Source organism: Pantoea sp. GCM10028869 (assembly GCF_042666835.1).
GTDB lineage: Bacteria > Pseudomonadota > Gammaproteobacteria > Enterobacterales > Enterobacteriaceae > Pantoea > Pantoea leporis.
Map to the genome: position 1 here is coordinate 1 of NZ_JBHTGO010000016.1, position 25742 is coordinate 25742.

General features: G+C 50.2%; 44 protein-coding genes and 1 pseudogene. 39 read left to right on the forward strand and 6 right to left on the reverse strand.

What is annotated here, in order from left to right; translation table 11 throughout:
* From tuf to ACFQW4_RS23490, 34 genes and pseudogenes are all read left to right on the forward strand, one after another.
* Positions 1 to 230 (forward strand): annotated as a pseudogene (tuf, locus tag ACFQW4_RS23325) (elongation factor Tu); the annotation flags it as partial.
* A gap of 178 nt (positions 231 to 408) precedes the next feature.
* Positions 409 to 603, forward strand: coding sequence for a bacterioferritin-associated ferredoxin (gene bfd / locus ACFQW4_RS23330; RefSeq protein WP_008104746.1), 195 nt, complete (start codon positions 409 to 411; stop codon positions 601 to 603).
* A gap of 105 nt (positions 604 to 708) precedes the next feature.
* Complete coding sequence (gene bfr, locus ACFQW4_RS23335) at positions 709 to 1191, forward strand: bacterioferritin (protein WP_101762566.1); 483 nt, start codon at positions 709 to 711, stop codon at positions 1189 to 1191.
* A 313-nt stretch (positions 1192 to 1504) separates the two neighbouring features.
* The gene (rpsJ, locus tag ACFQW4_RS23340; protein WP_006120582.1) at positions 1505 to 1816 is read left to right on the forward strand and encodes a 30S ribosomal protein S10; all 312 of its coding nucleotides are present in this window, start codon (positions 1505 to 1507) and stop codon (positions 1814 to 1816) included.
* 32 nt (positions 1817 to 1848) lie between these two features.
* Positions 1849 to 2475 (forward strand): 50S ribosomal protein L3, encoded by a 627-nt coding sequence (gene rplC, locus ACFQW4_RS23345; RefSeq protein WP_008104741.1) that lies wholly within the window; start codon positions 1849 to 1851, stop codon positions 2473 to 2475.
* A 10-nt stretch (positions 2476 to 2485) separates the two neighbouring features.
* Positions 2486 to 3091, forward strand: a complete 606-nt coding sequence (rplD, locus tag ACFQW4_RS23350) for a 50S ribosomal protein L4 (protein ID WP_007891650.1) — start codon at positions 2486 to 2488, stop codon at positions 3089 to 3091.
* Positions 3088 to 3390 (forward strand): 50S ribosomal protein L23, encoded by a 303-nt coding sequence (gene rplW / locus ACFQW4_RS23355; protein WP_007891652.1) that lies wholly within the window; start codon positions 3088 to 3090, stop codon positions 3388 to 3390. Before rplD ends, rplW begins: the two co-directional genes overlap by 4 nt.
* A 17-nt stretch (positions 3391 to 3407) precedes the next feature.
* The gene (rplB, locus tag ACFQW4_RS23360) at positions 3408 to 4229 is read left to right on the forward strand and encodes a 50S ribosomal protein L2 (protein WP_007891654.1); all 822 of its coding nucleotides are present in this window, start codon (positions 3408 to 3410) and stop codon (positions 4227 to 4229) included.
* 16 nt (positions 4230 to 4245) lie between these two features.
* Positions 4246 to 4524, forward strand: a complete 279-nt coding sequence (rpsS, locus tag ACFQW4_RS23365) for a 30S ribosomal protein S19 (protein WP_001138115.1) — start codon at positions 4246 to 4248, stop codon at positions 4522 to 4524.
* A gap of 13 nt (positions 4525 to 4537) precedes the next feature.
* Positions 4538 to 4870, forward strand: a complete 333-nt coding sequence (gene rplV / locus ACFQW4_RS23370) for a 50S ribosomal protein L22 (protein WP_007891659.1) — start codon at positions 4538 to 4540, stop codon at positions 4868 to 4870.
* A gap of 17 nt (positions 4871 to 4887) precedes the next feature.
* A complete protein-coding gene (gene rpsC / locus ACFQW4_RS23375; RefSeq protein WP_007891660.1) occupies positions 4888 to 5586 on the forward strand; it encodes a 30S ribosomal protein S3 in 699 nt (232 codons plus the stop codon).
* A 12-nt stretch (positions 5587 to 5598) separates the two neighbouring features.
* The gene (gene rplP, locus ACFQW4_RS23380) at positions 5599 to 6009 is read left to right on the forward strand and encodes a 50S ribosomal protein L16 (RefSeq protein ID WP_015962145.1); all 411 of its coding nucleotides are present in this window, start codon (positions 5599 to 5601) and stop codon (positions 6007 to 6009) included.
* The gene (gene rpmC, locus ACFQW4_RS23385) at positions 6009 to 6197 is read left to right on the forward strand and encodes a 50S ribosomal protein L29 (protein WP_007891662.1); all 189 of its coding nucleotides are present in this window, start codon (positions 6009 to 6011) and stop codon (positions 6195 to 6197) included. The genes rplP and rpmC overlap by 1 nt, the downstream gene beginning before the upstream one ends.
* Complete coding sequence (rpsQ, locus tag ACFQW4_RS23390) at positions 6197 to 6451, forward strand: 30S ribosomal protein S17 (protein WP_007891663.1); 255 nt, start codon at positions 6197 to 6199, stop codon at positions 6449 to 6451. Before rpmC ends, rpsQ begins: the two co-directional genes overlap by 1 nt.
* Before the next feature lie 169 nt (positions 6452 to 6620).
* Positions 6621 to 6992: a 50S ribosomal protein L14 gene (gene rplN / locus ACFQW4_RS23395; protein ID WP_006120590.1), complete on the forward strand. Its 372-nt coding sequence runs from the start codon at positions 6621 to 6623 to the stop codon at positions 6990 to 6992.
* A gap of 10 nt (positions 6993 to 7002) precedes the next feature.
* A complete protein-coding gene (rplX, locus tag ACFQW4_RS23400) occupies positions 7003 to 7317 on the forward strand; it encodes a 50S ribosomal protein L24 (protein ID WP_007891664.1) in 315 nt (104 codons plus the stop codon).
* 14 nt (positions 7318 to 7331) lie between these two features.
* Complete coding sequence (gene rplE / locus ACFQW4_RS23405; RefSeq protein WP_007891665.1) at positions 7332 to 7871, forward strand: 50S ribosomal protein L5; 540 nt, start codon at positions 7332 to 7334, stop codon at positions 7869 to 7871.
* Positions 7872 to 7885: 14 nt separating this feature from the next.
* The gene (rpsN, locus tag ACFQW4_RS23410; RefSeq protein ID WP_007891666.1) at positions 7886 to 8191 is read left to right on the forward strand and encodes a 30S ribosomal protein S14; all 306 of its coding nucleotides are present in this window, start codon (positions 7886 to 7888) and stop codon (positions 8189 to 8191) included.
* A gap of 32 nt (positions 8192 to 8223) precedes the next feature.
* Positions 8224 to 8616 (forward strand): 30S ribosomal protein S8, encoded by a 393-nt coding sequence (rpsH, locus tag ACFQW4_RS23415; protein WP_007891668.1) that lies wholly within the window; start codon positions 8224 to 8226, stop codon positions 8614 to 8616.
* 13 nt (positions 8617 to 8629) lie between these two features.
* Positions 8630 to 9163: a 50S ribosomal protein L6 gene (rplF, locus tag ACFQW4_RS23420; RefSeq protein ID WP_008104735.1), complete on the forward strand. Its 534-nt coding sequence runs from the start codon at positions 8630 to 8632 to the stop codon at positions 9161 to 9163.
* Between the two features lie 9 nt (positions 9164 to 9172).
* Positions 9173 to 9526, forward strand: a complete 354-nt coding sequence (gene rplR / locus ACFQW4_RS23425) for a 50S ribosomal protein L18 (RefSeq protein ID WP_008104733.1) — start codon at positions 9173 to 9175, stop codon at positions 9524 to 9526.
* A 14-nt stretch (positions 9527 to 9540) separates the two neighbouring features.
* Positions 9541 to 10041: a 30S ribosomal protein S5 gene (gene rpsE / locus ACFQW4_RS23430; protein WP_007891679.1), complete on the forward strand. Its 501-nt coding sequence runs from the start codon at positions 9541 to 9543 to the stop codon at positions 10039 to 10041.
* Between the two features lie 5 nt (positions 10042 to 10046).
* Complete coding sequence (rpmD, locus tag ACFQW4_RS23435) at positions 10047 to 10226, forward strand: 50S ribosomal protein L30 (RefSeq protein WP_007891681.1); 180 nt, start codon at positions 10047 to 10049, stop codon at positions 10224 to 10226.
* A 3-nt stretch (positions 10227 to 10229) separates the two neighbouring features.
* Entirely contained in the window at positions 10230 to 10664 is a 435-nt protein-coding gene (rplO, locus tag ACFQW4_RS23440) for a 50S ribosomal protein L15 (protein WP_007891684.1), read from the forward strand.
* A 7-nt stretch (positions 10665 to 10671) separates the two neighbouring features.
* Positions 10672 to 12003, forward strand: a complete 1332-nt coding sequence (secY, locus tag ACFQW4_RS23445; protein WP_007891686.1) for a preprotein translocase subunit SecY — start codon at positions 10672 to 10674, stop codon at positions 12001 to 12003.
* A 32-nt stretch (positions 12004 to 12035) separates the two neighbouring features.
* Entirely contained in the window at positions 12036 to 12152 is a 117-nt protein-coding gene (gene rpmJ, locus ACFQW4_RS23450; protein WP_004160566.1) for a 50S ribosomal protein L36, read from the forward strand.
* 146 nt (positions 12153 to 12298) lie between these two features.
* A complete protein-coding gene (rpsM, locus tag ACFQW4_RS23455; RefSeq protein WP_034830736.1) occupies positions 12299 to 12655 on the forward strand; it encodes a 30S ribosomal protein S13 in 357 nt (118 codons plus the stop codon).
* Between the two features lie 16 nt (positions 12656 to 12671).
* Positions 12672 to 13061 (forward strand): 30S ribosomal protein S11, encoded by a 390-nt coding sequence (rpsK, locus tag ACFQW4_RS23460; protein ID WP_004160563.1) that lies wholly within the window; start codon positions 12672 to 12674, stop codon positions 13059 to 13061.
* 32 nt (positions 13062 to 13093) lie between these two features.
* Positions 13094 to 13714, forward strand: coding sequence for a 30S ribosomal protein S4 (gene rpsD, locus ACFQW4_RS23465; RefSeq protein WP_007891687.1), 621 nt, complete (start codon positions 13094 to 13096; stop codon positions 13712 to 13714).
* A gap of 25 nt (positions 13715 to 13739) precedes the next feature.
* Entirely contained in the window at positions 13740 to 14729 is a 990-nt protein-coding gene (locus ACFQW4_RS23470) for a DNA-directed RNA polymerase subunit alpha (protein WP_007891688.1), read from the forward strand.
* Between the two features lie 40 nt (positions 14730 to 14769).
* Entirely contained in the window at positions 14770 to 15156 is a 387-nt protein-coding gene (rplQ, locus tag ACFQW4_RS23475; RefSeq protein WP_008104728.1) for a 50S ribosomal protein L17, read from the forward strand.
* A gap of 113 nt (positions 15157 to 15269) precedes the next feature.
* Positions 15270 to 15641: a DUF1992 domain-containing protein gene (locus ACFQW4_RS23480; RefSeq protein ID WP_101762567.1), complete on the forward strand. Its 372-nt coding sequence runs from the start codon at positions 15270 to 15272 to the stop codon at positions 15639 to 15641.
* A 1-nt stretch (position 15642) separates the two neighbouring features.
* Positions 15643 to 16080 carry a Zn(2+)-responsive transcriptional regulator gene (gene zntR / locus ACFQW4_RS23485; RefSeq protein WP_101762568.1) on the forward strand — a complete coding sequence of 146 codons (438 nt, stop codon included), beginning with the start codon at positions 15643 to 15645 and terminating at the stop codon, positions 16078 to 16080.
* A 50-nt stretch (positions 16081 to 16130) separates the two neighbouring features.
* Positions 16131 to 16382, forward strand: coding sequence for an alternative ribosome-rescue factor A (locus tag ACFQW4_RS23490; RefSeq protein WP_377728020.1), 252 nt, complete (start codon positions 16131 to 16133; stop codon positions 16380 to 16382).
* Here the strand turns inward: ACFQW4_RS23490 and mscL are convergent.
* The 5 genes from mscL to def all read right to left on the reverse strand — a co-directional run bounded on the left by mscL (position 16367) and on the right by def (position 21109).
* Complete coding sequence (gene mscL / locus ACFQW4_RS23495) at positions 16367 to 16780, reverse strand: large-conductance mechanosensitive channel protein MscL (protein WP_007891693.1); 414 nt, start codon at positions 16778 to 16780, stop codon at positions 16367 to 16369. The two genes, ACFQW4_RS23490 and mscL, sit on opposite strands and share 16 nt — an antisense overlap.
* A 110-nt stretch (positions 16781 to 16890) precedes the next feature.
* The gene (trkA, locus tag ACFQW4_RS23500) at positions 16891 to 18267 is read right to left on the reverse strand and encodes a Trk system potassium transporter TrkA (protein WP_007891694.1); all 1377 of its coding nucleotides are present in this window, start codon (positions 18265 to 18267) and stop codon (positions 16891 to 16893) included.
* Positions 18268 to 18298: 31 nt separating this feature from the next.
* On the reverse strand, positions 18299 to 19585 hold the full coding sequence (gene rsmB / locus ACFQW4_RS23505) for a 16S rRNA (cytosine(967)-C(5))-methyltransferase RsmB (protein ID WP_377728024.1): 1287 nt from the start codon (positions 19583 to 19585) through the stop codon (positions 18299 to 18301).
* Positions 19586 to 19630: 45 nt separating this feature from the next.
* Complete coding sequence (gene fmt / locus ACFQW4_RS23510; protein WP_377728027.1) at positions 19631 to 20575, reverse strand: methionyl-tRNA formyltransferase; 945 nt, start codon at positions 20573 to 20575, stop codon at positions 19631 to 19633.
* A gap of 21 nt (positions 20576 to 20596) precedes the next feature.
* Positions 20597 to 21109: a peptide deformylase gene (gene def / locus ACFQW4_RS23515; RefSeq protein ID WP_008104717.1), complete on the reverse strand. Its 513-nt coding sequence runs from the start codon at positions 21107 to 21109 to the stop codon at positions 20597 to 20599.
* Between the two features lie 115 nt (positions 21110 to 21224).
* On the opposite strand from def, the gene dprA reads away from it, so the two are divergent.
* From dprA to aroE, 5 genes are read left to right on the forward strand one after another with little or no spacing between them, the layout of a single operon-like run.
* On the forward strand, positions 21225 to 22349 hold the full coding sequence (gene dprA / locus ACFQW4_RS23520) for a DNA-protecting protein DprA (RefSeq protein WP_110867590.1): 1125 nt from the start codon (positions 21225 to 21227) through the stop codon (positions 22347 to 22349).
* A complete protein-coding gene (gene smg, locus ACFQW4_RS23525; RefSeq protein ID WP_007891699.1) occupies positions 22321 to 22794 on the forward strand; it encodes a DUF494 family protein Smg in 474 nt (157 codons plus the stop codon). The genes dprA and smg overlap by 29 nt, the downstream gene beginning before the upstream one ends.
* Before the next feature lie 27 nt (positions 22795 to 22821).
* Entirely contained in the window at positions 22822 to 23376 is a 555-nt protein-coding gene (locus ACFQW4_RS23530; RefSeq protein WP_377728037.1) for a type I DNA topoisomerase, read from the forward strand.
* Positions 23373 to 23948 carry an L-threonylcarbamoyladenylate synthase type 1 TsaC gene (gene tsaC / locus ACFQW4_RS23535; protein ID WP_101762574.1) on the forward strand — a complete coding sequence of 192 codons (576 nt, stop codon included), beginning with the start codon at positions 23373 to 23375 and terminating at the stop codon, positions 23946 to 23948. The genes ACFQW4_RS23530 and tsaC overlap by 4 nt, the downstream gene beginning before the upstream one ends.
* A 3-nt stretch (positions 23949 to 23951) precedes the next feature.
* Positions 23952 to 24773, forward strand: coding sequence for a shikimate dehydrogenase (gene aroE / locus ACFQW4_RS23540; RefSeq protein WP_192237059.1), 822 nt, complete (start codon positions 23952 to 23954; stop codon positions 24771 to 24773).
* A gap of 9 nt (positions 24774 to 24782) precedes the next feature.
* Here the strand turns inward: aroE and ACFQW4_RS23545 are convergent, their stop codons facing one another.
* Positions 24783 to 25337 carry a gamma carbonic anhydrase family protein gene (locus ACFQW4_RS23545; protein ID WP_377728034.1) on the reverse strand — a complete coding sequence of 185 codons (555 nt, stop codon included), beginning with the start codon at positions 25335 to 25337 and terminating at the stop codon, positions 24783 to 24785.
* Positions 25338 to 25742 lie beyond the last annotated feature (405 nt).

Sequence of the window (25742 nt, forward strand, 5' to 3'; positions counted from 1 at the left end):
GTCATACTCCGTTCTTCAAAGGCTACCGTCCTCAGTTCTACTTCCGTACTACTGACGTGACCGGTGACGTTCAACTGCCAGAAGGCGTTGAGATGGTAATGCCAGGCGACAACGTAAAAATGACCGTTACTTTGATCAAGCCAATCGCTATGGATCAGGGTCTGCGTTTTGCAATCCGTGAAGGCGGCCGTACTGTTGGTGCGGGTGTTGTTGCTGAAATTATCGCTTAATTGCGTTAATGTTGATGGCTGTTTCGGCAGTCATCGCAGCATGAAAAAGAGCACTTCGGTGCTCTTTTTTTATGTCTGAATTTTGCCGTTTCGATTAATCCCACATAAAAGCTGCGTTTGAAATAAAAACCATTCTCATTTACAATTTGATCATAAATTGTACGGGAGTCCGCAGTAAATGTACGTCTGCTTGTGTAACGCCGTGAGTGATAAAACTCTGCGCGAAGTGGTTCGCCGCTATCAACCCAAATCGATTCAACAATTGCGCCAGTTGGTTCCCATTGGAAAGCAATGTGGCAAGTGCGTGCGGTTTGCGCGTGAAATTATGGAAGATGAACTGCAAAACGTGCCGCTCTACAAAGAGATAGCTTAATAAAGTAATTCTGCACTTCCTAATACCCACAATAACTGTCGCGTTTTTTTGACTTCCTTTCATCCGCATCTACGCTCTATTTAGTTGGAAGCGGAGGAAGCAAAAATGAAGGGCGACAGTAAAATCATATTTCATCTCAACAAATTGCTGGGGAATGAACTGGTTGCGATTAATCAGTACTTCCTTCATGCGCGTATGTTCAAAAATTGGGGTCTGACCCGGCTCAATGACGTTGAGTATCATGAGTCAATCGATGAAATGAAACATGCGGACAAATATATCGAACGCATTCTTTTTCTTGAAGGAATTCCTAACCTGCAAGATCTAGGTCGATTACGCATCGGTGAAGACGTGCCGGAAATGCTGCAATCTGACCTGGCATTAGAACTGGAAGGCGCAAAGGATTTGCGTGAGGCGATAGCCTATGCCGACAAGGTTCATGACTACGTCAGCAGAGACATGATGATTGAGATTCTTACGGAAGAGGAAGGGCACATAGACTGGCTGGAAACGGAACTCGATCTGGTGAACAAACTCGGCCTGCAAAATTATCTTCAGTCTCAATTAAAAGATCAGAACGAACATTAGCCATATGCCCATCGTCACGCAAGCCCGCTCAGTCAAAACGATTGCTGCGGGTTTTTTTCGGTCTGTAACCAGATTGATGTGGTTAAAAACACAACACGGGTTGCTTCCTGAACTGATTTACGTATAATGCGCGGGCCTGCCGATATTGGTGTGGCGCGATTCGAGCAGAATCGCAGGGGATAGCTGTTTATGTATCGCCTAACAATACTCCCAATTGGGGAGTTATATGCTGAACGATTACACTCCTCCATCAATCGTAATGGATGCGGGTAGTAATTCTTTTCGTTTATAAAATGTTTGGAGCCTTGGTCTCATGTCGAACCAAAGAATCCGTATCCGTCTTAAAGCGTTTGATCATCGCCTGATCGATCAATCAACCGCGGAAATCGTTGAGACTGCCAAGCGCACTGGTGCGCAGGTACGTGGTCCGATCCCGCTGCCAACCCGCAAAGAGCGTTTTACCGTTCTGATCTCTCCGCACGTTAACAAAGACGCGCGTGATCAGTACGAAATCCGCACTCACAAGCGTCTGGTAGACATCGTTGAGCCAACTGAAAAAACCGTTGATGCTCTGATGCGTCTGGACCTGGCTGCCGGTGTTGACGTGCAGATCAGCCTGGGTTAATCAGGTCATCGAGCGATTGAGAGGTTGATACAATGATTGGTTTAGTCGGTAAAAAAGTGGGTATGACCCGCATCTTCACTGAAGATGGCGTTTCAATCCCAGTAACCGTTATCGAAGTTGAAGCAAACCGCGTTACTCAGGTCAAAGGCCTGGACAACGATGGTTACCAAGCTATTCAGGTTACCACTGGTGCTAAAAAAGCAAGCCGTGTGAGCAAGCCTGAAGCAGGTCATTTTGCTAAAGCTGGCGTTGACGCTGGCCGTGGTCTGTGGGAATTCCGCACCGAAGGTGAAGATTTCTCTGTTGGCCAGAGCATCAGTGTTGAAATTTTCGCTGACGTTAAAAAAGTAGACGTTACCGGTACCTCTAAAGGTAAAGGTTTCGCAGGTACCGTTAAGCGCTGGAACTTCCGTACCCAGGATGCTACACACGGTAACTCCTTGTCACACCGCGTTCCGGGTTCTATCGGTCAGAACCAGACTCCGGGCAAAGTGTTCAAAGGCAAGAAAATGGCTGGTCAGCTGGGTAATGAGCGCGTAACCGTTCAGAGCCTGGAAGTAGTACGTGTTGACGCTGAGCGCAACCTGCTGCTGGTCAAAGGTGGCGTCCCGGGTGCAACTGGGTGCGATCTGATTGTTAAACCAGCTGTGAAGGCGTAAGGGGATAGCAATGGAATTAGTACTGAAAGACGCGCAGAGCGCGCTGACTGTTTCCGAAACTACCTTCGGTCGTGATTTCAACGAAGCGCTGGTTCACCAGGTTGTTGTTGCTTATGCCGCTGGTGCTCGTCAGGGTACTCGTGCGCAGAAGACTCGTGCTGAAGTTACTGGTTCAGGCAAAAAGCCTTGGCGCCAGAAAGGTACCGGCCGTGCGCGTTCAGGTTCTGTAAAGAGCCCGATCTGGCGTTCAGGTGGCGTAACCTTCGCTGCACGTCCACAGGACCACAGTCAAAAAGTTAACAAAAAGATGTACCGCGGCGCGCTGAAAAGCATTCTGTCCGAGCTGGTACGTCAGGACCGTCTGATCGTTGTCGAGACGTTCTCTGTAGAAGCGCCTAAAACTAAGCTGCTGGTACAGAAACTGAAAGACATGGCGCTGCAAGATGTGCTGATCATCACCGGTGAACTGGATGAGAATCTGTTCCTGGCTGCGCGTAACCTGTACAAGGTTGACGTGCGTGATGCAGCGGGCATCGACCCAGTTAGCCTGATCGCCTTCGACAAAGTCGTTATGACTGCGGAAGCAGTTAAGCAAGTTGAGGAGATGCTGGCATGATCCGTGAAGAACGTCTGCTGAAAGTAGTGCGTGCACCGCACGTATCAGAAAAAGCATCTACTGCGATGGAAAAAACCAATACCATCGTTCTCAAAGTTGCTAAAGACGCGACCAAAGCAGAGATCGTTGCTGCTGTTGAGAAGCTGTTCGAAGTGGAAGTTAAAGACGTAAACACCCTGGTAGTTAAAGGGAAAGTTAAGCGTCACGGACAGCGTATCGGTCGTCGTAGCGACTGGAAAAAAGCTTACGTCACCCTGAAGGAAGGCCAGAATCTGGACTTCGTCGGCGGCGCTGAGTAAGTCGGAGGAGAAAGACAATGGCAGTTGTTAAATGTAAACCGACATCTCCGGGTCGTCGCCACGTAGTTAAAGTGGTGAACCCAGAGCTGCACAAGGGCAAACCATTTGCTCCGCTGGTAGAAAAAAACAGCAAATCCGGTGGTCGTAACAACAATGGTCGTATCACTACCCGTCATATCGGTGGTGGTCACAAGCAGGCTTACCGTATTGTTGACTTCAAACGCAACAAAGATGGTATCCCAGCAGTTGTTGAGCGTCTTGAGTACGATCCGAACCGTTCTGCGAACATCGCACTGGTTCTGTACAAAGATGGCGAGCGCCGTTACATCCTGGCCCCTAAAGGCCTGAAAGCCGGCGATCAGATTCAATCTGGCGTTGATGCTGCGATTAAAGCAGGTAACACCCTGCCGATGCGTAACATCCCGGTGGGTTCTACCGTTCATAACGTAGAAATGAAACCAGGCAAAGGCGGTCAGATTGCTCGCTCAGCTGGTACTTACGTGCAGATCGTTGCGCGTGAAGGTTCCTACGTTACCCTGCGTCTGCGTTCAGGCGAAATGCGCAAAGTTGAATCCGAATGTCGTGCAACTCTTGGCGAAGTCGGCAACTCTGAGCACATGCTGCGCGTACTGGGTAAAGCTGGTGCAACCCGTTGGCGTGGTGTTCGTCCTACCGTTCGCGGTACTGCGATGAACCCAGTCGATCACCCGCACGGTGGTGGTGAAGGTCGTAACTTTGGTAAGCACCCGGTAACTCCGTGGGGCGTTCAGACCAAAGGTAAGAAGACCCGTAGCAACAAGCGTACTGATAAATTTATCGTACGTCGCCGTAGCAAATAATTTTAGAGGATAAGCCATGCCACGTTCTCTCAAGAAAGGTCCTTTTATTGACCTGCACTTGCTGAAGAAGGTAGAGAAAGCGGTGGAAAGCGGTGACAAGAAGCCCCTGCGCACTTGGTCCCGTCGTTCAACGATCTTCCCTAACATGATCGGTTTGACCATCGCTGTCCATAATGGTCGTCAGCACGTTCCTGTCTTTGTTTCCGACGAAATGGTCGGCCACAAACTGGGTGAATTTGCACCGACACGTACTTATCGCGGCCATGCTGCAGATAAGAAAGCCAAGAAGAAATAAGTAGGAGGAAGAGATGGAAACTATTGCTCAACATCGCCATGCTCGTTCTTCTGCTCAGAAGGTTCGCCTGGTGGCAGACCTGATTCGCGGTAAGAAAGTGTCGCAGGCTCTGGATATTCTGACCTACACCAACAAGAAAGCTGCTGTGTTGGTTAAGAAAGTCCTGGAATCTGCCATTGCGAACGCCGAACACAACGATGGCGCTGATATCGACGATCTGAAAGTCGCGAAAATCTTCGTAGACGAAGGCCCAAGCATGAAGCGCATTATGCCGCGTGCGAAAGGTCGTGCAGATCGCATCCTGAAGCGCACCAGCCACATTACTGTGGTTGTGTCCGATCGCTGAGACTCTGGAGACTAGCAATGGGTCAGAAAGTACATCCTAATGGTATTCGCCTGGGTATTGTAAAACCATGGAACTCTACCTGGTTTGCGAACACCAAAGAATTCGCTGACAACCTGGACAGCGATTTTAAAGTCCGTCAGTTCCTGACCAAGGAACTGTCTAAAGCGTCTGTATCTCGTATCGTTATCGAGCGTCCGGCTAAGAGCATCCGTGTGACTATTCATACTGCTCGCCCGGGTATCGTTATCGGTAAAAAAGGTGAAGACGTAGAAAAACTGCGTACGGTCGTCGCGAAAATCGCTGGCGTTCCTGCACAGATCAACATCGCCGAAGTCCGTAAGCCGGAACTGGACGCTAAATTGGTTGCTGATAGCATCACTTCACAGCTGGAGCGTCGTGTGATGTTCCGTCGTGCTATGAAGCGTGCTGTACAGAACGCAATGCGTCTGGGCGCGAAGGGTATTAAAGTCGAAGTCAGCGGCCGTTTGGGCGGTGCCGAGATCGCACGTACCGAATGGTACCGTGAAGGTCGCGTACCGTTGCACACACTGCGTGCAGATATTGACTACAACACCTCTGAAGCGCACACCACTTATGGTGTAATCGGCGTTAAGGTATGGATCTTCAAAGGCGAGATCCTGGGTGGTATGGCTGCTGTTGAACAACCGGAACCGGCTGCTCAACCTAAAAAGCAGCAGCGTAAAGGCCGTAAGTAAGGAGAGTCGCTGATGTTACAACCAAAGCGTACGAAATTCCGTAAAGTGCACAAAGGCCGCAACCGTGGTCTGGCGCAAGGTACGGATGTCAGCTTCGGTACTTTCGGTCTGAAAGCTGTTGGCCGTGGTCGTCTGACTGCTCGTCAGATCGAAGCAGCACGTCGTGCTATGACCCGTGCAGTTAAGCGTCAAGGTAAAATTTGGATCCGTGTATTCCCGGACAAACCAATTACCGAGAAGCCGCTGGAAGTGCGTATGGGTAAAGGTAAGGGTAACGTGGAGTATTGGGTTGCCCTCATTCAACCGGGTAAAGTCCTGTATGAAATGGACGGAGTTTCGGAAGAATTGGCCCGTGAAGCCTTCAAGCTGGCAGCAGCAAAACTGCCTATCAAAACCACCTTTGTTACTAAGACGGTGATGTAATGAAAGCAAATGAGCTGCGTGAAAAAAGCGTTGAAGAGCTGAATACTGAGCTACTTAACCTGCTGCGTGAGCAGTTTAACCTGCGCATGCAAGCAGCATCCGGCCAACTTCAGCAAACCCATCTGCTGAAAGAAGTTCGCCGTAATGTTGCACGTGTTAAGACTTTACTGACTGAGAAGGCGGCGTAATGACCGATAAAATCCGTACTCTGCAGGGTCGTGTTATTAGTGACAAAATGCAGAAATCTGCAGTTGTTGCTATCGAACGTGTCGTGAAACACCCGATCTACGGTAAATTCATCAAGCGTACGACTAAGCTGCACATCCATGACGAGAACAATGAATGCGGTATTGGTGACGTGGTTGAAATCCGCGAAACCCGTCCGCTGTCCAAGACTAAGTCTTGGACGCTGGTTCGCGTTGTAGAGAAAGCGGTTCTGTAATAGAATCCGTTTCCTCTAAAAAATAAAACGAACGGCTCGTCTGAGCCGTTCGTTTTTTCTACCCATGTGCGAGAACCGGTGTTATAATGCCGCGCCCTCAATTATGGGGCTTTTTAACGACCTGAGGTTTGGGTCCCGAAGTAGTAGTTGACATTAGCGGAGCACTAAAATGATCCAAGAACAGACTATGCTGAACGTCGCCGACAACTCCGGTGCACGTCGCGTAATGTGTATCAAGGTTCTGGGTGGCTCGCACCGTCGCTACGCAGGCGTCGGCGATATCATCAAAGTGACCATCAAGGAAGCAATTCCTCGTGGCAAGGTGAAAAAAGGTGATGTCCTGAAAGCGGTAGTGGTGCGCACCAGGAAGGGTGTTCGTCGCCCGGACGGTTCTGTCATTCGCTTCGATGGTAATGCATGCGTTATTTTAAACAATAACAGCGAGCAACCTATCGGTACGCGTATTTTTGGGCCGGTAACTCGTGAACTTCGTACTGAAAAGTTCATGAAAATTATCTCTCTGGCACCAGAAGTACTCTAAGGAGCGAGCAATGGCAGCGAAAATCCGTCGTAACGACGAAGTTATCGTGCTTACCGGCAAAGACAAAGGTAAACGCGGTAAAGTAAAGAACGTCCTGACTTCTGGTAAAGTCATCGTTGAAGGTATCAACCTGGTTAAGAAACATCAGAAGCCGGTTCCGGCCCTGAACCAGCCAGGTGGCATCGTTGAAAAAGAAGCGGCTATTCAAGCTTCCAACGTTGCACTCTTCAATGCGGCAACCGGCAAGGCTGACCGTGTAGGCTTTAGATTCGAAGACGGCAAAAAAGTCCGTTTCTTCAAGTCTAATAGCGAAACTATCAAGTAATTTGGAGTAGTACGATGGCGAAACTGCATGATTACTACAAAGACGAAGTAGTCCAGAAACTCATGACAGAGTTCGGCTACAATTCTGTCATGCAAGTCCCTCGGGTCGAGAAGATCACCCTGAACATGGGTGTTGGTGAAGCGATCGCTGACAAGAAACTGCTGGATAACGCAGCAGCTGACCTGGCAGCAATCTCCGGTCAAAAACCGCTGATCACCAAAGCACGCAAATCAGTTGCAGGCTTCAAAATCCGTCAGGGCTATCCGATCGGCTGTAAAGTAACTCTGCGCGGTGAGCGTATGTGGGAGTTCTTTGAGCGTCTGATCACTATTGCTGTACCACGTATTCGTGACTTCCGCGGTTTATCTGCTAAGTCGTTCGACGGTCGTGGTAACTACAGCATGGGCGTTCGTGAGCAGATCATCTTCCCAGAAATCGATTATGACAAAGTCGATCGCGTTCGTGGTTTGGATATTACCATTACCACTACTGCGAAATCTGATGATGAAGGCCGTGCTCTGCTGGCTGCCTTTGAATTCCCATTCCGCAAGTAAGGTAGGGTTACTTAATGGCTAAGCAATCGATGAAAGCACGCGAAGTTAAGCGTGTGAAATTAGCAGACAAGTTCTTCGCCAAGCGCGTTGAACTGAAAGCGATCATTTCTGATGTGAACGCATCCGACGAAGATCGTTGGGATGCCGTTCTCAAGCTGCAGAGTCTGCCGCGTGATTCCAGCCCTTCCCGTCAGCGTAACCGCTGCCGTCAGACAGGTCGTCCGCACGGTTTCTTGCGGAAGTTTGGGTTGAGCCGTATCAAGGTCCGTGAAGCCGCAATGCGCGGTGAAATCCCGGGTCTTAAAAAGGCTAGCTGGTAATTGTCACCATTTGAATCACGGGAGTAACACAGATGAGCATGCAAGATCCGATCGCGGATATGCTGACCCGTATCCGTAACGGTCAGGCCGCGAACAAAGTTGCGGTCTCTATGCCTTCCTCCAAGCTGAAAGTGGCAATTGCCAACGTGCTGAAGGAAGAAGGCTATATTGAAGATTTTAAAATCGAAGGCGATATCAAGTCTGAACTGGAAGTTACTTTAAAGTATTTCCAGGGCAAGGCTGTGGTAGAGAGCATTCAGCGTGTTAGTCGTCCAGGTCTGCGCATCTATAAGAAAAAAGATGAGCTGCCAAAAGTAATGGCTGGTCTGGGCATCGCTGTAATCTCTACCTCTAAAGGTGTCATGACTGATCGTGCAGCGCGCCAAGCTGGTCTTGGTGGCGAAATTATCTGCTACGTAGCGTAATCGGAGGAATAAAATGTCTCGTGTTGCAAAAGCACCTGTCGTTGTTCCTGCGGGCGTAGAGGTAAAACTCAGCGGTCAGGAAGTTTCGATCAAAGGCAAAAACGGCGAGCTGACTCGTACTATCAACAGTGCTGTAGAAGTTAAGCATGCAGACAACGCCCTGACTTTCGCTCCACGCGAAGGTTATGCGGATGGTTGGGCACAAGCAGGTACTGCTCGTGCGCTGCTGAACGGCATGGTTATCGGTGTTACCGAAGGCTTCACCAAGAAGCTGCAACTGGTTGGTGTTGGTTATCGTGCAGCTGTTAAAGGCAACTCTGTGAGCTTGGCCCTGGGCTTCTCTCACCCTGTTGACCATGCACTGCCGGCCGGCATCACTGCTGAATGTCCAACTCAGACTGAGATCGTGCTGAAAGGCGCTGATAAACAGCTGATTGGTCAGGTTGCAGCTGATCTGCGCGCCTACCGTCGTCCTGAGCCTTATAAAGGCAAGGGTGTTCGTTACGCCGACGAAGTCGTGCGTACCAAAGAGGCTAAGAAGAAGTAAGGTAACACTATGGATAAGAAATCTGCTCGTATCCGTCGTGCGACCCGTGCACGTCGCAAGCTCAAAGAGCTGGGTGCTACTCGCCTGGTGGTACATCGTACCCCGCGTCATATCTACGCACAGGTGATCGCCCCGAACGGTTCCGAAGTTCTGGTTGCTGCTTCTACTGTAGAAAAAGCTATTGCCGAACAACTGAAGTATACCGGTAACAAAGACGCCGCTGCAGCTGTAGGTAAAGCTCTGGCTGAGCGCGCTGTTGAGAAAGGCATTACTAATGTCTCTTTCGACCGTTCCGGGTTCCAATATCATGGTCGTGTCCAGGCACTGGCAGATGCTGCCCGTGAAGCTGGCCTTCAGTTCTAAGGTAGAGGTCTAAGATGTCAAACATCGAGAAACAAGCTGGCGAACTGCAGGAAAAACTGATCGCGGTAAACCGTGTATCTAAAACTGTAAAAGGTGGTCGTATTTTCTCCTTCACCGCACTGACTGTAGTGGGTGATGGTAACGGCCGCGTTGGTTTTGGTTACGGTAAAGCGCGTGAAGTTCCAGCAGCGATCCAGAAAGCGATGGAGAAAGCCCGTCGCAATATGATTAACGTCGCGCTGACTCACGGCACCCTGCAGCACCCTGTTAAAGGTGCTCACACAGGTTCTCGTGTGTTCATGCAGCCAGCTTCTGAAGGTACCGGTATCATCGCCGGCGGTGCAATGCGCGCCGTTTTAGAAGTTGCTGGAGTACATAACGTTCTGGCTAAAGCGTATGGTTCTACCAACCCGATTAACGTGGTTCGTGCAACTATCGATGGCTTGGGCAATATGAATTCTCCGGAAATGGTCGCTGCCAAGCGTGGTAAATCCGTTGAAGAAATTCTGGGGTAATCACGATGGCTAAGACAATTAAAATTACACAAACCCGCAGTTCAATCGGCCGCCTGCCTAAGCACAAAGCGACTCTGGTTGGCTTGGGTCTGCGTCGCATCAATCACACCGTTGAGCGTGAAGATACGCCTGCTGTACGCGGTATGATTAACGCGATTTCCTACATGCTGAAAGTGGAGGAGTAAGAGATGCGTTTAAACACTCTGTCTCCGGCCGAAGGGTCTAAACACGCTTCTAAGCGTCTGGGTCGTGGTATCGGTTCTGGCCTCGGTAAAACTGGTGGTCGTGGTCACAAAGGTCAGAACTCTCGTTCTGGCGGTGGCGTACGTCGCGGTTTCGAGGGTGGTCAGATGCCTCTGTACCGTCGTCTGCCGAAATTCGGTTTCACCTCTCGCAAAGCAATGATCACCACAGAAGTTCGTCTGTCTGATCTGGCGAAAGTTGAAGGCGGTATTGTTGACCTGAATACGCTGAAAGCGGCCAATATTATCGGTGTTCAGATTGAATTCGCGAAAGTGATTCTTTCTGGTGAAGTTTCTGCACCGGTAACGGTTCGCGGTCTGCGTGTCACCAAAGGTGCTCGTGCTGCAATCGAAGCTGCTGGCGGTAAAATCGAGGAATAAGTAGCAGATGGCAAAGCAACCGGGATTAGATTTTCAAAGTGCCAAAGGTGGCTTTGGTGAACTGAAGCGCAGACTGTTGTTTGTAATCGGTGCACTCATTGTCTTCCGAATTGGCTCTTTTATTCCAATCCCCGGTATCGATGCCACTGTACTTGCCAAACTGCTTGAGCAACAGCGTGGCACCATCATTGAAATGTTCAACATGTTCTCTGGTGGTGCTCTCAGTCGTGCCTCAATCTTCGCTCTGGGTATCATGCCGTATATCTCGGCTTCTATTATTATCCAGCTGCTGACGGTGGTTCATCCAGCGTTAGCTGAGATTAAGAAAGAGGGTGAAGCTGGTCGTCGCAAGATTAGCCAGTACACTCGCTACGGCACACTGGTTCTGGCTGTATTCCAGTCGATCGGTATTGCTACCGGTTTACCGAATATGCCTGGAATGCAGGGGCTGGTAATGAATCCAGGCTTTGCATTCTACTTTACCGCTGTTGTAAGTCTGGTTACTGGGACAATGTTCCTGATGTGGCTGGGCGAACAGATTACTGAGCGAGGTATCGGTAACGGTATCTCGATCATTATCTTCGCAGGTATTGTTGCGGGACTCCCGCCGGCCATTGGCCATACCATCGAGCAAGCGCGGCAAGGTGACCTGCACTTCCTTCTGTTGCTGTTGGTTGCAGTTCTAGTATTTGCAGTGACGTTCTTTGTTATTTTCGTCGAGCGTGGCCAGCGCCGCATTGTGGTCAACTACGCTAAACGTCAGCAAGGCCGTCGTGTATATGCTGCACAGAGCACACATTTACCGTTGAAAGTGAATATGGCGGGCGTAATCCCAGCTATTTTTGCTTCCAGCATTATTCTGTTCCCGGCGACCATAGCATCATGGTTCGGGGGCGGTACCGGTTGGAACTGGCTGACAACAATTTCGCTGTATTTGCAACCAGGACAGCCGCTTTATGTGCTACTCTATGCGACTGCAATCATCTTCTTCTGTTTCTTCTACACGGCGTTGGTCTTCAACCCACGTGAAACAGCAGATAACCTGAAGAAGTCTGGTGCATTCGTACCGGGAATTCGTCCGGGAGAGCAAACGGCGAAGTACATCGATAAAGTAATGACACGTCTGACCTTAATCGGCGCACTGTATATTACTTTTATCTGCCTGATCCCGGAGTTCATGCGTGATGCTATGAAAGTTCCATTCTACTTTGGCGGTACATCGCTGCTCATCGTAGTGGTCGTCATCATGGACTTTATGGCTCAAGTGCAAACTCTGATGATGTCGAGTCAGTACGAGTCTGCATTGAAGAAAGCTAACCTGAAGGGCTACGGCCGTTAATTCGGGTGCTTGAGAAGTTACGGAGAGTAAAAATGAAAGTTCGTGCTTCCGTCAAGAAATTATGTCGTAACTGCAAAATCATTCGCCGCGACGGTGTCGTACGTGTGATCTGCAGCGCCGAGCCAAAGCATAAACAGCGCCAAGGCTGATATTGTCACATATTTTTCTTGCAAAGTCGGGTTGAGCTGGCTAGATTAGCCAGCCAATCTTTTGTATGTCGATGCGTTACCATTTGAGTATCCTGAAAACGGGCTTTTCAGCATGGGACGCATTTGTTTAATTATAGGAGTGCATAGTGGCCCGTATAGCAGGCATTAACATTCCTGATCAAAAACATACCGTTATCGCATTAACTTCGATTTTCGGTATCGGTAAAACTCGTTCTAAAGCCATCTGTGCTTCAACGGGTATTGCTGAAAATGTTAAGATCAGAGAGCTGTCTGAAGAACAAATTGAACAGCTGCGTGAAGCAGTTGGTAAATTCGTTGTTGAAGGTGATCTGCGCCGTGAAATCACCCTGAGCATCAAGCGTCTGATGGACCTTGGTTGCTATCGTGGTTTACGCCATCGTCGTGGTCTGCCAGTTCGCGGTCAGCGTACTAAGACCAATGCACGTACCCGTAAGGGTCCGCGTAAACCGATCAAGAAATAATCGGGGTGAGTAAATAATGGCAAAGGCACCAGTTCGTGCACGCAAGCGTGTAAGAAAACAAGTCTCAGATGGCGTGGCTCATGTCCATGCATCTTTTAACAACACCATCGTTACAATTACTGATCGTCAGGGTAACGCACTGGGTTGGGCAACCGCCGGTGGTTCCGGTTTCCGCGGTTCACGTAAATCTACTCCGTTTGCTGCTCAGGTAGCTGCAGAGCGCTGTGCAGAAGCAGTGAAAGATTACGGTATTAAGAATCTGGAAGTTATGGTTAAGGGTCCGGGTCCAGGACGCGAATCAACAATTCGTGCTCTGAACGCTGCTGGTTTCCGCATCACTAATATTACTGATGTGACTCCAATCCCTCACAACGGTTGTCGTCCGCCGAAAAAACGTCGCGTTTAATCGCCCGTTTTTAGGTTAGTTGGAGAAAGAAAATGGCAAGATATTTGGGTCCTAAGCTCAAGCTGAGCCGTCGTGAGGGTACCGACTTATTCCTTAAGTCTGGCGTTCGCGCGATCGATACCAAGTGCAAAATTGAACAACCACCTGGTCAGCATGGTGCGCGTAAACCGCGTCTGTCTGACTACGGCGGCCAGTTGCGTGAAAAGCAGAAAGTTCGTCGTATGTACGGCGTGCTGGAGCGTCAGTTCCGCAACTACTATAAAGAAGCAGCACGTCTGAAAGGCAACACAGGTGAAAACCTGCTGGCCCTGCTGGAAGGCCGTCTGGATAACGTTGTTTACCGTATGGGCTTTGGCGCCACTCGTGCAGAAGCACGTCAGCTGGTTAGCCATAAATCTATCCTGGTGAACGGTCGCGTTGTTAACATCGCTTCTTATCAGGTATCTCCGAATGATGTCGTAAGCATCCGTGAGAAAGCCAAACAGCAATCTCGCGTGAAGGCCGCTCTGGAGCTGGCTGAGCAGCGTGAAAAGCCAACCTGGCTGGAAGTTGATGCTACTAAGATGGAAGGTGTGTTCAAGCGTATTCCTGAACGTACTGATCTGTCTGCGGACATTAACGAACACCTGATCGTCGAGCTTTACTCTAAGTAAAGCTTAGTACCAAAGAGAGGACACAATGCAGGGTTCTGTGACAGAGTTTCTAAAACCGCGCCTGGTAGATATCGAGCAAGTGAGTTCGACGCACGCCAAGGTGACCCTTGAGCCGTTAGAGCGTGGCTTTGGCCATACTCTTGGCAACGCACTGCGCCGTATTCTGCTTTCTTCCATGCCGGGTTGCGCGGTGACCGAGGTTGAGATTGATGGTGTGCTTCATGAGTACTCCACCAAAGAGGGCGTACAGGAAGATATCCTGGAAATCCTGCTTAACCTGAAAGGGTTGGCGGTAAGAGTTCAAGGTAAAGATGAAGTCATCCTTACTCTGAATAAATCTGGCATTGGCCCTGTGACTGCAGCCGACATCACCCACGACGGTGATGTTGAAATCGTCAAGCCGCAGCATGTGATCTGCCACCTGACCGATGAAAACGCATCTATTAGCATGCGTATCAAAGTTCAGCGTGGTCGTGGTTATGTGCCGGCTTCTGCCCGAATTCATTCGGAAGAAGATGAGCGCCCAATCGGCCGTCTGTTGGTTGACGCTTGCTACAGCCCTGTAGACCGTATTGCCTACAATGTTGAAGCAGCGCGTGTAGAACAGCGTACCGACCTGGACAAGCTGGTCATCGAAATGGAAACCAACGGCACAATCGATCCTGAAGAGGCGATTCGTCGTGCGGCAACCATCCTGGCAGAACAACTGGAAGCTTTCGTTGACTTACGTGATGTACGTCAGCCGGAAGTAAAAGAAGAGAAACCAGAATTCGATCCGATCCTGCTGCGCCCTGTTGACGATCTGGAATTGACTGTCCGCTCTGCTAACTGCCTCAAGGCAGAAGCTATCCACTACATCGGTGATCTGGTACAGCGTACCGAGGTTGAGCTGCTTAAAACGCCTAACCTGGGTAAAAAATCTCTTACCGAGATTAAAGATGTGCTTGCTTCACGTGGTTTGTCTCTGGGCATGCGCCTGGAAAACTGGCCACCAGCAAGCATTGCTGATGAATAACCCGATCACAGGTTAAGGTTTCACTGAGAAGGATAAGGTCATGCGCCATCGTAAGAGTGGTCGTCAACTGAACCGCAACAGCAGCCATCGTCAGGCTATGTTCCGCAACATGGCTGGTTCTCTGGTTCGTCATGAGATCATTAAGACGACTCTGCCGAAAGCCAAAGAGCTGCGCCGCGTAGTTGAGCCGCTGATTACTCTTGCCAAGACCGACAGCGTAGCTAATCGTCGTCTGGCATTCGCCCGCACTCGTGATAACGAGATCGTGGCAAAACTGTTTAACGAGCTGGGCCCGCGTTTCGCGAGCCGTGCCGGTGGTTACACTCGCATTTTGAAGTGTGGCTTCCGTGCTGGTGACAACGCTCCGATGGCTTACATCGAGCTGGTTGATCGTCCAGAAGCTCAAGCAGAAGCTACTGCAGAGTAATTTGCAGTATCGTAAAAAACCCGCTTCGGCGGGTTTTTTATTGTCCGTAATTCCTTTCCATTTACTCCCCTTTCGCTATGCTGATGGCTGATACACCTATCAGGAACTCCCTTATGTGGCTAATTGATCAACTTGTAGAGCAACACATACGTGAAGCTCAGGAAAAGGGCGAGCTGAGTAATTTGCCCGGCGAAGGTGCACCTTTACAGCTAGATGATGACAGCGGAGTGCCAGTTGAACTGCGCACGGCATATCGGCTGTTGAAAAATTCTGGTTACTTACCTCCGGAACTTGAAATGCGTCGAGAAGCATTGGCGGTAAACGATCTGCTACGCGAACTGGATCCTGACGATGGCAAGGCGCGAGAACTGTCGAAACGCTTAGCTTTGCTAGAAATAAAACTCCAGCAAGCCGGAATCAGTACCGAATTTTTGCGCGGCGAGTATAGCGATAACATCCATCATCATTTGCAGCGGGAGAAATAGCATGTATCGGATTGGCCAGCTGGCAAAAATGGCGGATGTGACGCCAGACACCATCCGCTTTTATGAAAAACAGCAGATGATGAATCATGAGGTACGCACTGAGGGCGGTTTTCGTCTTTATAGCGACGATGATTTACAGCGGCTGCGTTTTATTCGTTATGGTCGCCAACTCGGCTTTAGCTTAGAGTCAATCCGTGGTTTATTGTCAATCCGCATCGATCCTGAACATCATACTTGCCAGGAATCCAAAGCCATTGTGGCGAAACGATTGGATGAAGTGAATGGCATGATTGCAGAACTACAGACGATTCAACGTTCATTGCATCGTTTAGCTGAAACCTGCTGTGGCGACATACATAGCAGCGCTTGCTGTTCAATACTTGAAGCTCTGGAGAGAGGTGAGGAGCCGCAGCCTGAAATTTGTTGTAGTAAGGATTGAATTTTGCGCTGGAAGGAATATAGTTGCGCCGTTAATAACCGGAGGACGAGATGACTCGCTATCAGCACCAAAAAGGTAAAATCAACGATAATGCACTGGAAGCATTATTACATGATCCACTGTTTAGGCAGCGCATTGAGAAGAATCAGAAAGGAAAGGGCAGCTATCAACGTAAAGACAAACATGGCAAAGGACGTAACTGGGAGGCCTGTGATAAGCAGAAAAGTTTATCACAGGCCTTCTTCTTTAAAGATAAAAAAGTCGCCTTACTTGGGCGGCTTTTTTATTATAATTTATCGTGATTTTGTTGTTTTAACAGGTCACGGATTTCAGTGAGCAGTAACTCTTCATTCGTCGGCTTAGGTGCCGCTTTCTCAACTTCTTTTTTCTGATACAGCTTGTTCATTACTTTAATTGCCAGGAATATCGCGAAGGCAACAATAACGAAATCGAACACGGTCTGAATAAAGTTACCGTACTCCATTACCACAGCAGGAATATCACCTTCTGCCGGTTTTAATATCCATTTAAACTGTTTGAAATCGACGCCACCAATCAGCAAGCCAAGTGGCGGCATGATGATATTGGCGACCAGTGAAGAAACAATCTTACCAAAAGCGGCACCGATGATGACACCTACCGCCAGATCAACCACGTTCCCGCGCATTGCAAAATCACGAAACTCTTTGAATAAACTCATTGTTATCTCCTTGCCTTGGCCAATGGCTAAAGTCTAACAAACCTTTGTGCAATTGCCATTAGAACAATGGATTAAGCGAAATTTTCACGGCGGGCTTTCGCCCGCAGCTTTTACAGGAAGAATGGACTTGGCTGGAACAGGCGCTCAACATCGGGCACAAACTTCTTATCCGTCAGGAACATAATTACGTGATCGCCCTGTTCGACGCGCACGTTATCATTAGCGATGATCACCTCATCACCGCGCACCACAGCACCGATAATGGTTCCCGGCGGCAACTTAATATCTTCTATTAAACGCCCAACCACGCGTGAGGTGGTTTCATCGCCGTGTGCGATCGCTTCGATTGCTTCTGCAATACCGCGACGCAATGAGGACACGCCCACTATATCGGCTTTACGTACGTGACTTAGCAGCGCCGAGATCGTGGCTTGTTGCGGCGAGATCGCAATATCGATCACGCTGCCTTGAACAAGATCGACGTAGGCGCGTCGCTGGATCAGCACCATTACTTTTTTCGCGCCCATTTTCTTAGCCAGCATGGCCGACATAATATTGGCTTCATCGTCGTTAGTGACCGCGATGAAGAGATCCACCTGATCGACATGCTCTTCGGCCAGCAATTCCTGATCCGAGGCATCACCGTAAAACACGATAGTATCGTGCAAGCGTTCTGCTAGTTCTGCCGCGCGCTGTTGATTACGTTCAATCAACTTCACGCTGTACTGTTTTTCCAGCCGCTGCGCCAATCCAAAGCCGATATTGCCGCCGCCAACTAACATGATGCGCTTATACGGTTTTTCCAGACGCTGCATTTCACTCATCACCGCGCGGATATGTTGGCTCGCGGCAATAAAGAACACTTCATCGCCGGCTTCCACAATCGTAGAACCCTGGGGACGAATGGGGCGATCCTGACGAAAAATCGCCGCGACTCGCGTATCAATATGCGGCATATGTTCACGCATGATCGACAAAGGATTCCCGACCAGCGGTCCGCCATAATAGGCTTTTACCACTGCGAGGCTCACTTTGCCTTCGGCAAAATTCACTACCTGAAGTGCGCCAGGATACTGAATCAGGCGGTAGATATTGTCGATCACCAACTGCTCAGGAGAGATCAGATGATCAATTGGTACGGCTTCAGGTACAAACAGTTTCTCAGCATCGCGTAAGTATTCAGCGGCGCGAATACGCGCGATACGATTGGGCGTATTGAAAAGGGAATACGCAATCTGACAAGCCACCATGTTGGTTTCATCGGAGTTGGTTACCGCCACCAACATATCCGCATCTTCAGCACCGGCTTCACGCAAAATACGCGGATGTGATCCGTGACCATGCACGACGCGCAGATCAAATTTGTCCTGCAATACGCGTAAACGCGTCGCATCGCTATCGACGACGGTAATATCGTTATTTTCCCCGACCAGATTTTCTGCCAGGGTTCCGCCGACCTGGCCGGCGCCGAGGATAATGATTTTCATGGCTTAGATGCTCTTGTCAGTGTGCGCAGCACTATTTTTTCATCAGCTTAGCGTAGAAGAAGCCGTCGCCGCCATCGATGGCCGGGAAAACCTGCCAGCCATTAGCCTGGCCCTGTGGTAACGTTTCGGCCACGGCGTCGCTGTGCGCTGCCAAAAAGGCGCTGATTTGATTGTGATTCTCTTCCGGCAATATTGAGCAGGTGGCATATATCATCGTGCCGCCAGATTTTAGACGCGGCCAGACGGCCTCAAGTATTTCGCGCTGTAGATTCGCCAGCTCAGGAATATCACGATCGCGACGTAGCCACTTGATGTCTGGATGGCGGCGAATAACGCCCGTGGCAGAGCAGGGCGCATCGAGCAGGACACGATCAAACAGCATATCACCACACCATTCTGCCGGTGTACGACCATCGCCCTGACGCACTTCGGCCTGCATGCCCAAGCGCTGTAAGTTCTCATGCACACGGAGCAGGCGTTGCGGGTCAACATCGACGGCTAAGACTTTGGCCTGCGGCGCGATTTCGAGGATATGCGTGGTTTTACCACCCGGAGCAGCACAGAGATCGAGAATAGTTTCCCCATCTTTTGGCTCAAGCAGCAGTGCGCAACGTTGTGCAGAAAGATCCTGCACCGTCACCCAACCTTGATCGAAACCCGGCAGCTGGCTGACTGGAGCGGGTGATTCCAGTCGCAATGCATCTTGTGCATCGCCAGGAAAAGCAACTTTCTCTTCTGCCTGCAATAGCGCCAGCCAGGCATCGCGACTGTAATGCTGGCGATTGACTCGCAGCCACATCGGCGGTCGCTGATTGTTAGCTTCAACAATCTGTTGCCACTGTTCTGGCCATGCCGCTTGCAGACGTTTCAGCAACCAGCCTGGATGCCAGTAACGTTGCGAGCCCTGATCGACTTCGGCTAACAGCGCTTCTTGCTGGCGCAGGAACTGGCGCAACACGCCATTTAACAGGCCTTTTAAAGCCGTGCGCTTCAGCACTTCAGCACCCGCCACGGTTTCTGCCAGTGCCGCATGGGCCGGCACGCGGGTATATAGCAGCTGATAGAGGCCAACCATCAACAGATAATGCAACACTCGCTGCTTACCGGTTAAGGTGCGCTCCATCAGTTTGCCGATTAAGGCTTCCAGCTGCGGCAGCGTGCGCATCACGCCAAAACAGAGTTCTTGCAGCAGCGCGCCATCTTTATCGGATAGGTTCTTTTGCGCGCCCGGCAAAATGGCACTCAGCGATTCGCCTTTGTCCACAACGCGTTCAATGAGTTGCGCGGCCAGGCTGCGCAAGTTGGTAGCTTTTTTCATGTTATTTCATCAAACAAAAAGCCCGGTCAAACCGGGCTTGGAGGATCAGGCCAGAACGGTTCCAGGTACGAACCATTCGCGGCGCGAATTGAGCAGGTCCTGAGCGGACATGGCTTTTTTACCGGCAGGTTGCAGCGATACCAGATTCAGCACACCATCGGCCGTTGCGATCTGAATGCCTTGTTTATCAGCATGGACGATTTCACCGGGTTGCTTGTTCTGATGCGGCAAAACCGTTGCCTGCCAGACTTTTACCGGTTGCTCTTCAATCATGAAATAGCTCATTGGCCATGGATTGAAGGCACGAATACAACGTTCCAACTGCGCTGCGGAAAGTGACCAATCGAGACGTGCTTCTTCTTTGCTTAGTTTCTCGGCATAAGAGACAAGCGCTTCATCCTGAACTTCTGGCCTGGCATTACCGCTTGCCAGCAGATCCAGCGTTAGCAGCATGCCTTGCGGGCCGAGTTGCGCCAGCTTCTCATACAGCGACGCGCTGGTGTCTTCAGCCGTAATCGGGCAGGAGAGTTTATGCAGCATGTCGCCGGTATCGAGGCCAACATCCATCTGCATAATGGTGACACCGGTTTCGGTATCGCCGGCCCAGAGAGAGCGCTGGATGGGTGCAGCACCGCGCCAGCGTGGCAGCAGCGAACCATGCACATTGATACAACCCAGGCGCGGCATCGCCAGCACGGCTTTTGGCAGGATCAAGCCATAAGCGACCACCACCATGATATCGGCCTGCAGATCGGCAACCAGATGCTGGTTCTCTTCAGGCTTCAGGGATTTTGGCTGAAATACCGGAATATCGTGCGCCTGTGCCAGGACTTTGACTGGGCTTGACGTAAGCTTATTGCCGCGTCCGGCTGGACGATCGGGCTGGGTAAAGACGCCAACAACCTGATGCTCAGAAGCAAGCAGCGCGTCTAAATGACGCGCTGCAAAGTCAGGTGTACCGGCAAAAATAATTTTGAGCGGAGCAGACACAGTTTAACCTTCTATTAGCACTTAATCTTCGCGTGCGTTTAGGCGGGCCAATTTTTCCAGTTTCTGTTTGATACGCTGACGTTTCAGTGGCGACAGATAATCAATGAAAAGTTTGCCATCGAGATGATCGATTTCATGCTGGATGCAAATCGCCAGCAGACCGTCGGTTTCCAGCTCAAAGCTTTTGCCGTCACGATCCTGCGCACGCACCTTGACCCACTCTGCGCGCGGCACAAAAGCACGTTGCTCAGGAATGGAAAGGCAGCCTTCTTCAATACCGGTTTCACCGCTTTTTTCCAGCAGTTCCGGATTAATCAGCACCAAACGCTCGTCACGGTTTTCAGAAACATCAATAACAATGATGCGCTGATGAATATCGACTTGGGTCGCCGCTAAGCCAATACCTTCTTCGGCGTACATGGTTTCAAACATGTCGTCGACAATACGCTGCACGTCTGCGTTTACGGTTGCCACCGGCGCAGCGATTTTGCGAAGGCGATCATCAGGGAAATGTAATACCTGCAAAACTGACATAAATATCCAGATCTGTATGCGTTGAAGAAAAGATTACTGCCTCATATTGTAGACTTTTTGATGTCTGATTGACAGCATTGCACCGCATGATAGCGCGGCTGACAGGGAGTGCAGCATGGAGAGAATTGAATGGATGCTCAGGCTGGCAAATGTGAAAGGCTTAAGCTCTGGAGTTGTCAGACATTTAGCTGAGGCATTGCAGGATAATGCTCAGGTTGATGACGATCTTTTACTGGATCAGGGATTAAACGAAACCCAGCGACAACAGTTTAAAGAGCTTTGTCCACGCCAGTTAGCACGAACACATCTATGGCTGGAGGATGAACAGCATCATGTAGTTACCTGTATCGACGAACATTATCCCTCGGCGTTAGCGGAAATCAGTCGACGTCCCTCATTGCTGTATGTCGCGGGAAATATGGACATCTTGCAGACGCCCCAACTCGGTGTCGTGGGCAGCCGTCACTGCACGCATTATGGTAAGCAATGGGGAAGCTGGTTTACGCAGCAATTAGCGCTAAGTGGATTGACCATCACCAGCGGCCTTGCACGCGGAATCGATGGCGTGGCGCATCGGGCCGCGTTAGAAGTGCAGGGCAAGACCGTTGCAGTATTAGGCAGCGGTCTGCAGCATATCTACCCTAAAAGTCATCAAGCGTTAGCACGTGAGATCATCGCTGGCGGTGGGGCACTGATCTCGGAATTCCCCCTTGATACGGCACCGCATGCGGTTAACTTTCCGCGGCGTAATCGCATCATCAGTGGTTTAAGTCTTGGCGTACTGGTAGTTGAAGCCACGTTAAAAAGCGGTTCGCTGGTGACGGCACGCTACGCTTTGGAACAAAATCGTAACGTTTATGCATTACCCGGCGCGCTAGGCAATCCGGGTAGTGAAGGTACGCACTGGCTTATACAGCAAGGCGCGCTGCTGGTGGCGCATCCTAACAATATCCTTGAAGATTTACATTCAACGCTGCAATGGTTGCCTGATAGCAGTTCAGAAACAATATATTCACAACACAGTGACGATGTGCCATTGCCATTTGCAACTGTGTTGGCTAACGTAGGTGATGAGGTTACACCTGTTGACGTCGTCGCTGAACGTGCCGGCCAACCTGTGCCAGTTATCGCAGCTCACCTGCTGGAGCTGGAGTTAGCAGGATGGATCGCAGCTGTACCCGGCGGCTATGTCCGATTGAGGAGGGCATGCCATGTTCGACGTACTTATGTACTTGTTTGAGACGTATATCCACAACGAAGCTGAAATGCGCGTTGATCAGGATAAATTGACCGATGATTTAACCGATGCCGGTTTTCATCGTGAAGATATCTACAATGCGTTGAATTGGCTTGAGCGGTTAGCGGATTATCAGGAAGGCTTGGTTGCGCCAGTACTCATGGCAAACGATCCGCTCTCAATGCGAATCTATACCGAAGAGGAAAACCAGCGTTTAGATGCAGAATGTCGCGGTTTTATTTTGTTCCTGGAACAGGTCCAGGTGCTGAATATGGAAACGCGCGAGATGGTCATCGAACGTGTAATGGCCCTTGATACCCTCGAATTCGATCTTGAAGATCTCAAATGGGTGGTGTTGATGGTGCTGTTTAACATTCCAGGATGTGAAAACGCCTATCAGCAAATGGAAGAACTGTTATTCGACGTCAATGAAGGTATGCTGCATTAATAATTGGCTATTGATGCAACCGGTAATATGAGTAAATCAGCACTATTTTCCGTGCCTAAACACGATCCCTGCCCCGCTTGCGGGGCAGAATTAGCCATACGTTCCGGCAAACACGGCCCTTTTCTGGGGTGTGTAAATTATCCAACCTGCGATTACATTCGCCCGCTGAAAAGTCAGGGAGATGGACACGTCGTTAAAGTGCTGGAAGGCCATGCATGCCCCCAGTGTGGCGCAGACAAAGTTCTGCGTCAGGGGCGATTTGGCATGTTCGTGGGTTGCAGTCACTACCCGGAATGTGATTACACCGAAACTATCGACAAGCCTGATGAAACAGCTATCGCCTGTCCGCAATGTCAGAGCGGTAAACTGGTACAGCGGCGCTCGCGCTATGGCAAAACCTTCTACTCTTGCGATCGCTATCCAGATTGCCAGTTTGTCCTTAACGCAGCGCCGGTTGAAGGCGTTTGCCCGCATTGCCAGTTCCCTTTATTAATAGAGAAGAAAACCGCACAAGGCATGAAGCGCTTCTGCGCCAGCAAACGCTGCGGTAAGCCCATTGTCCAGGACGCATCATCATCATGAAGCCAAGCCAGTATTCAGCGGGTAGTCTCGATTTTTGCATTGAGAGGCTACAGCAACAGGAAGTTATCGCCTATCCAACCGAAGCCGTATTTGGATTGGGCTGCGATCCCGACAGCGAGAATGCCGTAATGGCGCTTTTGGCGCTCAAGCAGCGTCCAGTCGAGAAGGGACTCATTTTGATTGCAGCCGATTACGCGCAGCTGGAACCTTATATCGCCGACCGTGAACTCTCTGTGCTGCAGCGCGAGCGTATGTTTGCCAGTTGGCCTGGCCCGGTAACCTATGTAGTGCCAGCTTCGCCACATACGCCGCGTTGGTTAACGGGGCGTTTTGACTCACTGGCCATTCGCGTTAGCGATCATCCTGACGTACAGGCTTTGTGTCGCGGTTTTGGTAAACCTCTGGTTTCGACCAGCGCCAATCTTTCCGGCGAACCGCCTTGTCGTAATGCGGAAGAGGTTGCTAAGCAATTTGGTCCGCAGTTCACGGTCTTACATGCTGAAACGGGTGGGCGACTGAATCCTTCTGAAATCCGCGACGTTATTAGCGGTGAACTTATTCGTCAGGGCTAACGCATGGAAAATTTTGCCGTATTTGGTCACCCGATTGCGCATAGCAAATCTCCTTTCATTCATAGCTTGTTCGCTGAGCAAACCGGCATTGAGCATCAATATGGCAAGGAGTGCGCGCCACTTGAGGGTTTTCCTCAGTCGATCGCCGATTTTTTTGCGCATGGCGGCAAAGGTGCCAATGTCACGCTGCCTTTTAAACAGCAGGCGTGGGAATTTGCCGATGAGCTTAGCGAGCGTGCGGCATTGTCTGGTGCGGTTAATACGTTAAAGAAAGATGCGCAGGGCAAGATCTTCGGCGATAACACCGATGGCATCGGCTTGCTCAGCGATCTGGAACGACTGCAGATGATCCATCCAGGCGATCGAATTCTGCTGGTGGGCGCCGGTGGTGCTGCGCGTGGCGTAATCCTGCCGCTGCTTTCATTCGGATGTTCGCTGGTGGTAGTGAATCGCACCGTGGCACGCGCCGAGCAGTTGGCAGAGATTTTCCAGCATAGCGGGGATATCAAAGCGGCCAGCTTTGAGCAATTAGCGGATCAGCAATTTGATCTGATCATTAATGCGACCTCGAGCGGTGTTGATGGCAAAGTTCCGGCGTTAGCCACATCGCTAATTAATGCGCAAACGCGTTGTTATGACATGTTTTATCAACAAGGTTTGACGCCATTCTTACTGTGGTGCCAGCAGCAGGGCGCGCAGCAGCTGGCGGATGGTGTTGGCATGTTAGTAGGGCAAGCCGCTCACGCTTTCCATTTATGGCATGGCGTGATGCCAGAGATCACGCCAGTGATAGCCAAACTAAAGCAGTCGATGCAGCAGGGATAAAATTGGCGATCAGGAATGAGATTGGCTTTCCTGAGAGAGATATTCATTCTTCCAACCGACATAGTTATTGGATGAGTAAAGCAGCCCGGCGATTTCCGCTTCACTGAGTGGGCGGACCTGCTTAACCGGGCTGCCTAAATACAGGTAGCCACTTTCCAGTCGTTTACCTGGCGGCACCAAACTGCCAGCGCCAATCATCACATCATCTTCAACGATCACGCCGTCCAGCAGAATGGATCCCATTCCAACCAGTACGCGATTGCCGATAGTACAGCCGTGCAGCATCGCTTTATGCCCTACCGTGACATCTTCGCCAACAATCAGCGGATAACCTTCCAGATTGCTGCTGGACTTGTGAGTGACGTGCAATACGCTGCCATCCTGAATATTGCTTCTTTTGCCTATCACCACTTTATTGACGTCACCACGAATCGCAACCAGCGGCCAGATGCTAACGTCATCGTCGAGTTGTACTTCACCCACCACCACGCTGCTGTTATCGATCATCACGCGATCGCCTTGTTGCGGGAAATGGTTCTTATAAGGTCGTAGGGCTGTGGACATGATCTTCTCCTTTTACGTTTTTACCCAAGCCTGCGGCTTAAAAGGCGGATAAACAAGATGATTTTTGAGCGGATCGCTCGCGATCGCAGCGAAAAGAGTGAAAACTCGCCAGTCGATTAAAAAGATCGAAAAAAGGGGTTGTGCAAAAAATTCGGATCCCTATAATGCGCCACCACTGAGACGGCAAAGCGGCAACGCAGACGACTCGGCAGGGAGTGAAGAAATTCATCCCGCCGGATGAAAACACTGAAAAAAGTGTTTGACTCCGAAGGAGAGTTGCGTAGTATACGCCACCTCGCGACAGACGGTTCAGCCGCTGTTCGCAACGCTCTTTAACAATTTATCAGACAATCTGTGTGGGCACTCGCAGGATTGATATCCGCGTCTCCGGACGCAAAAAAATAT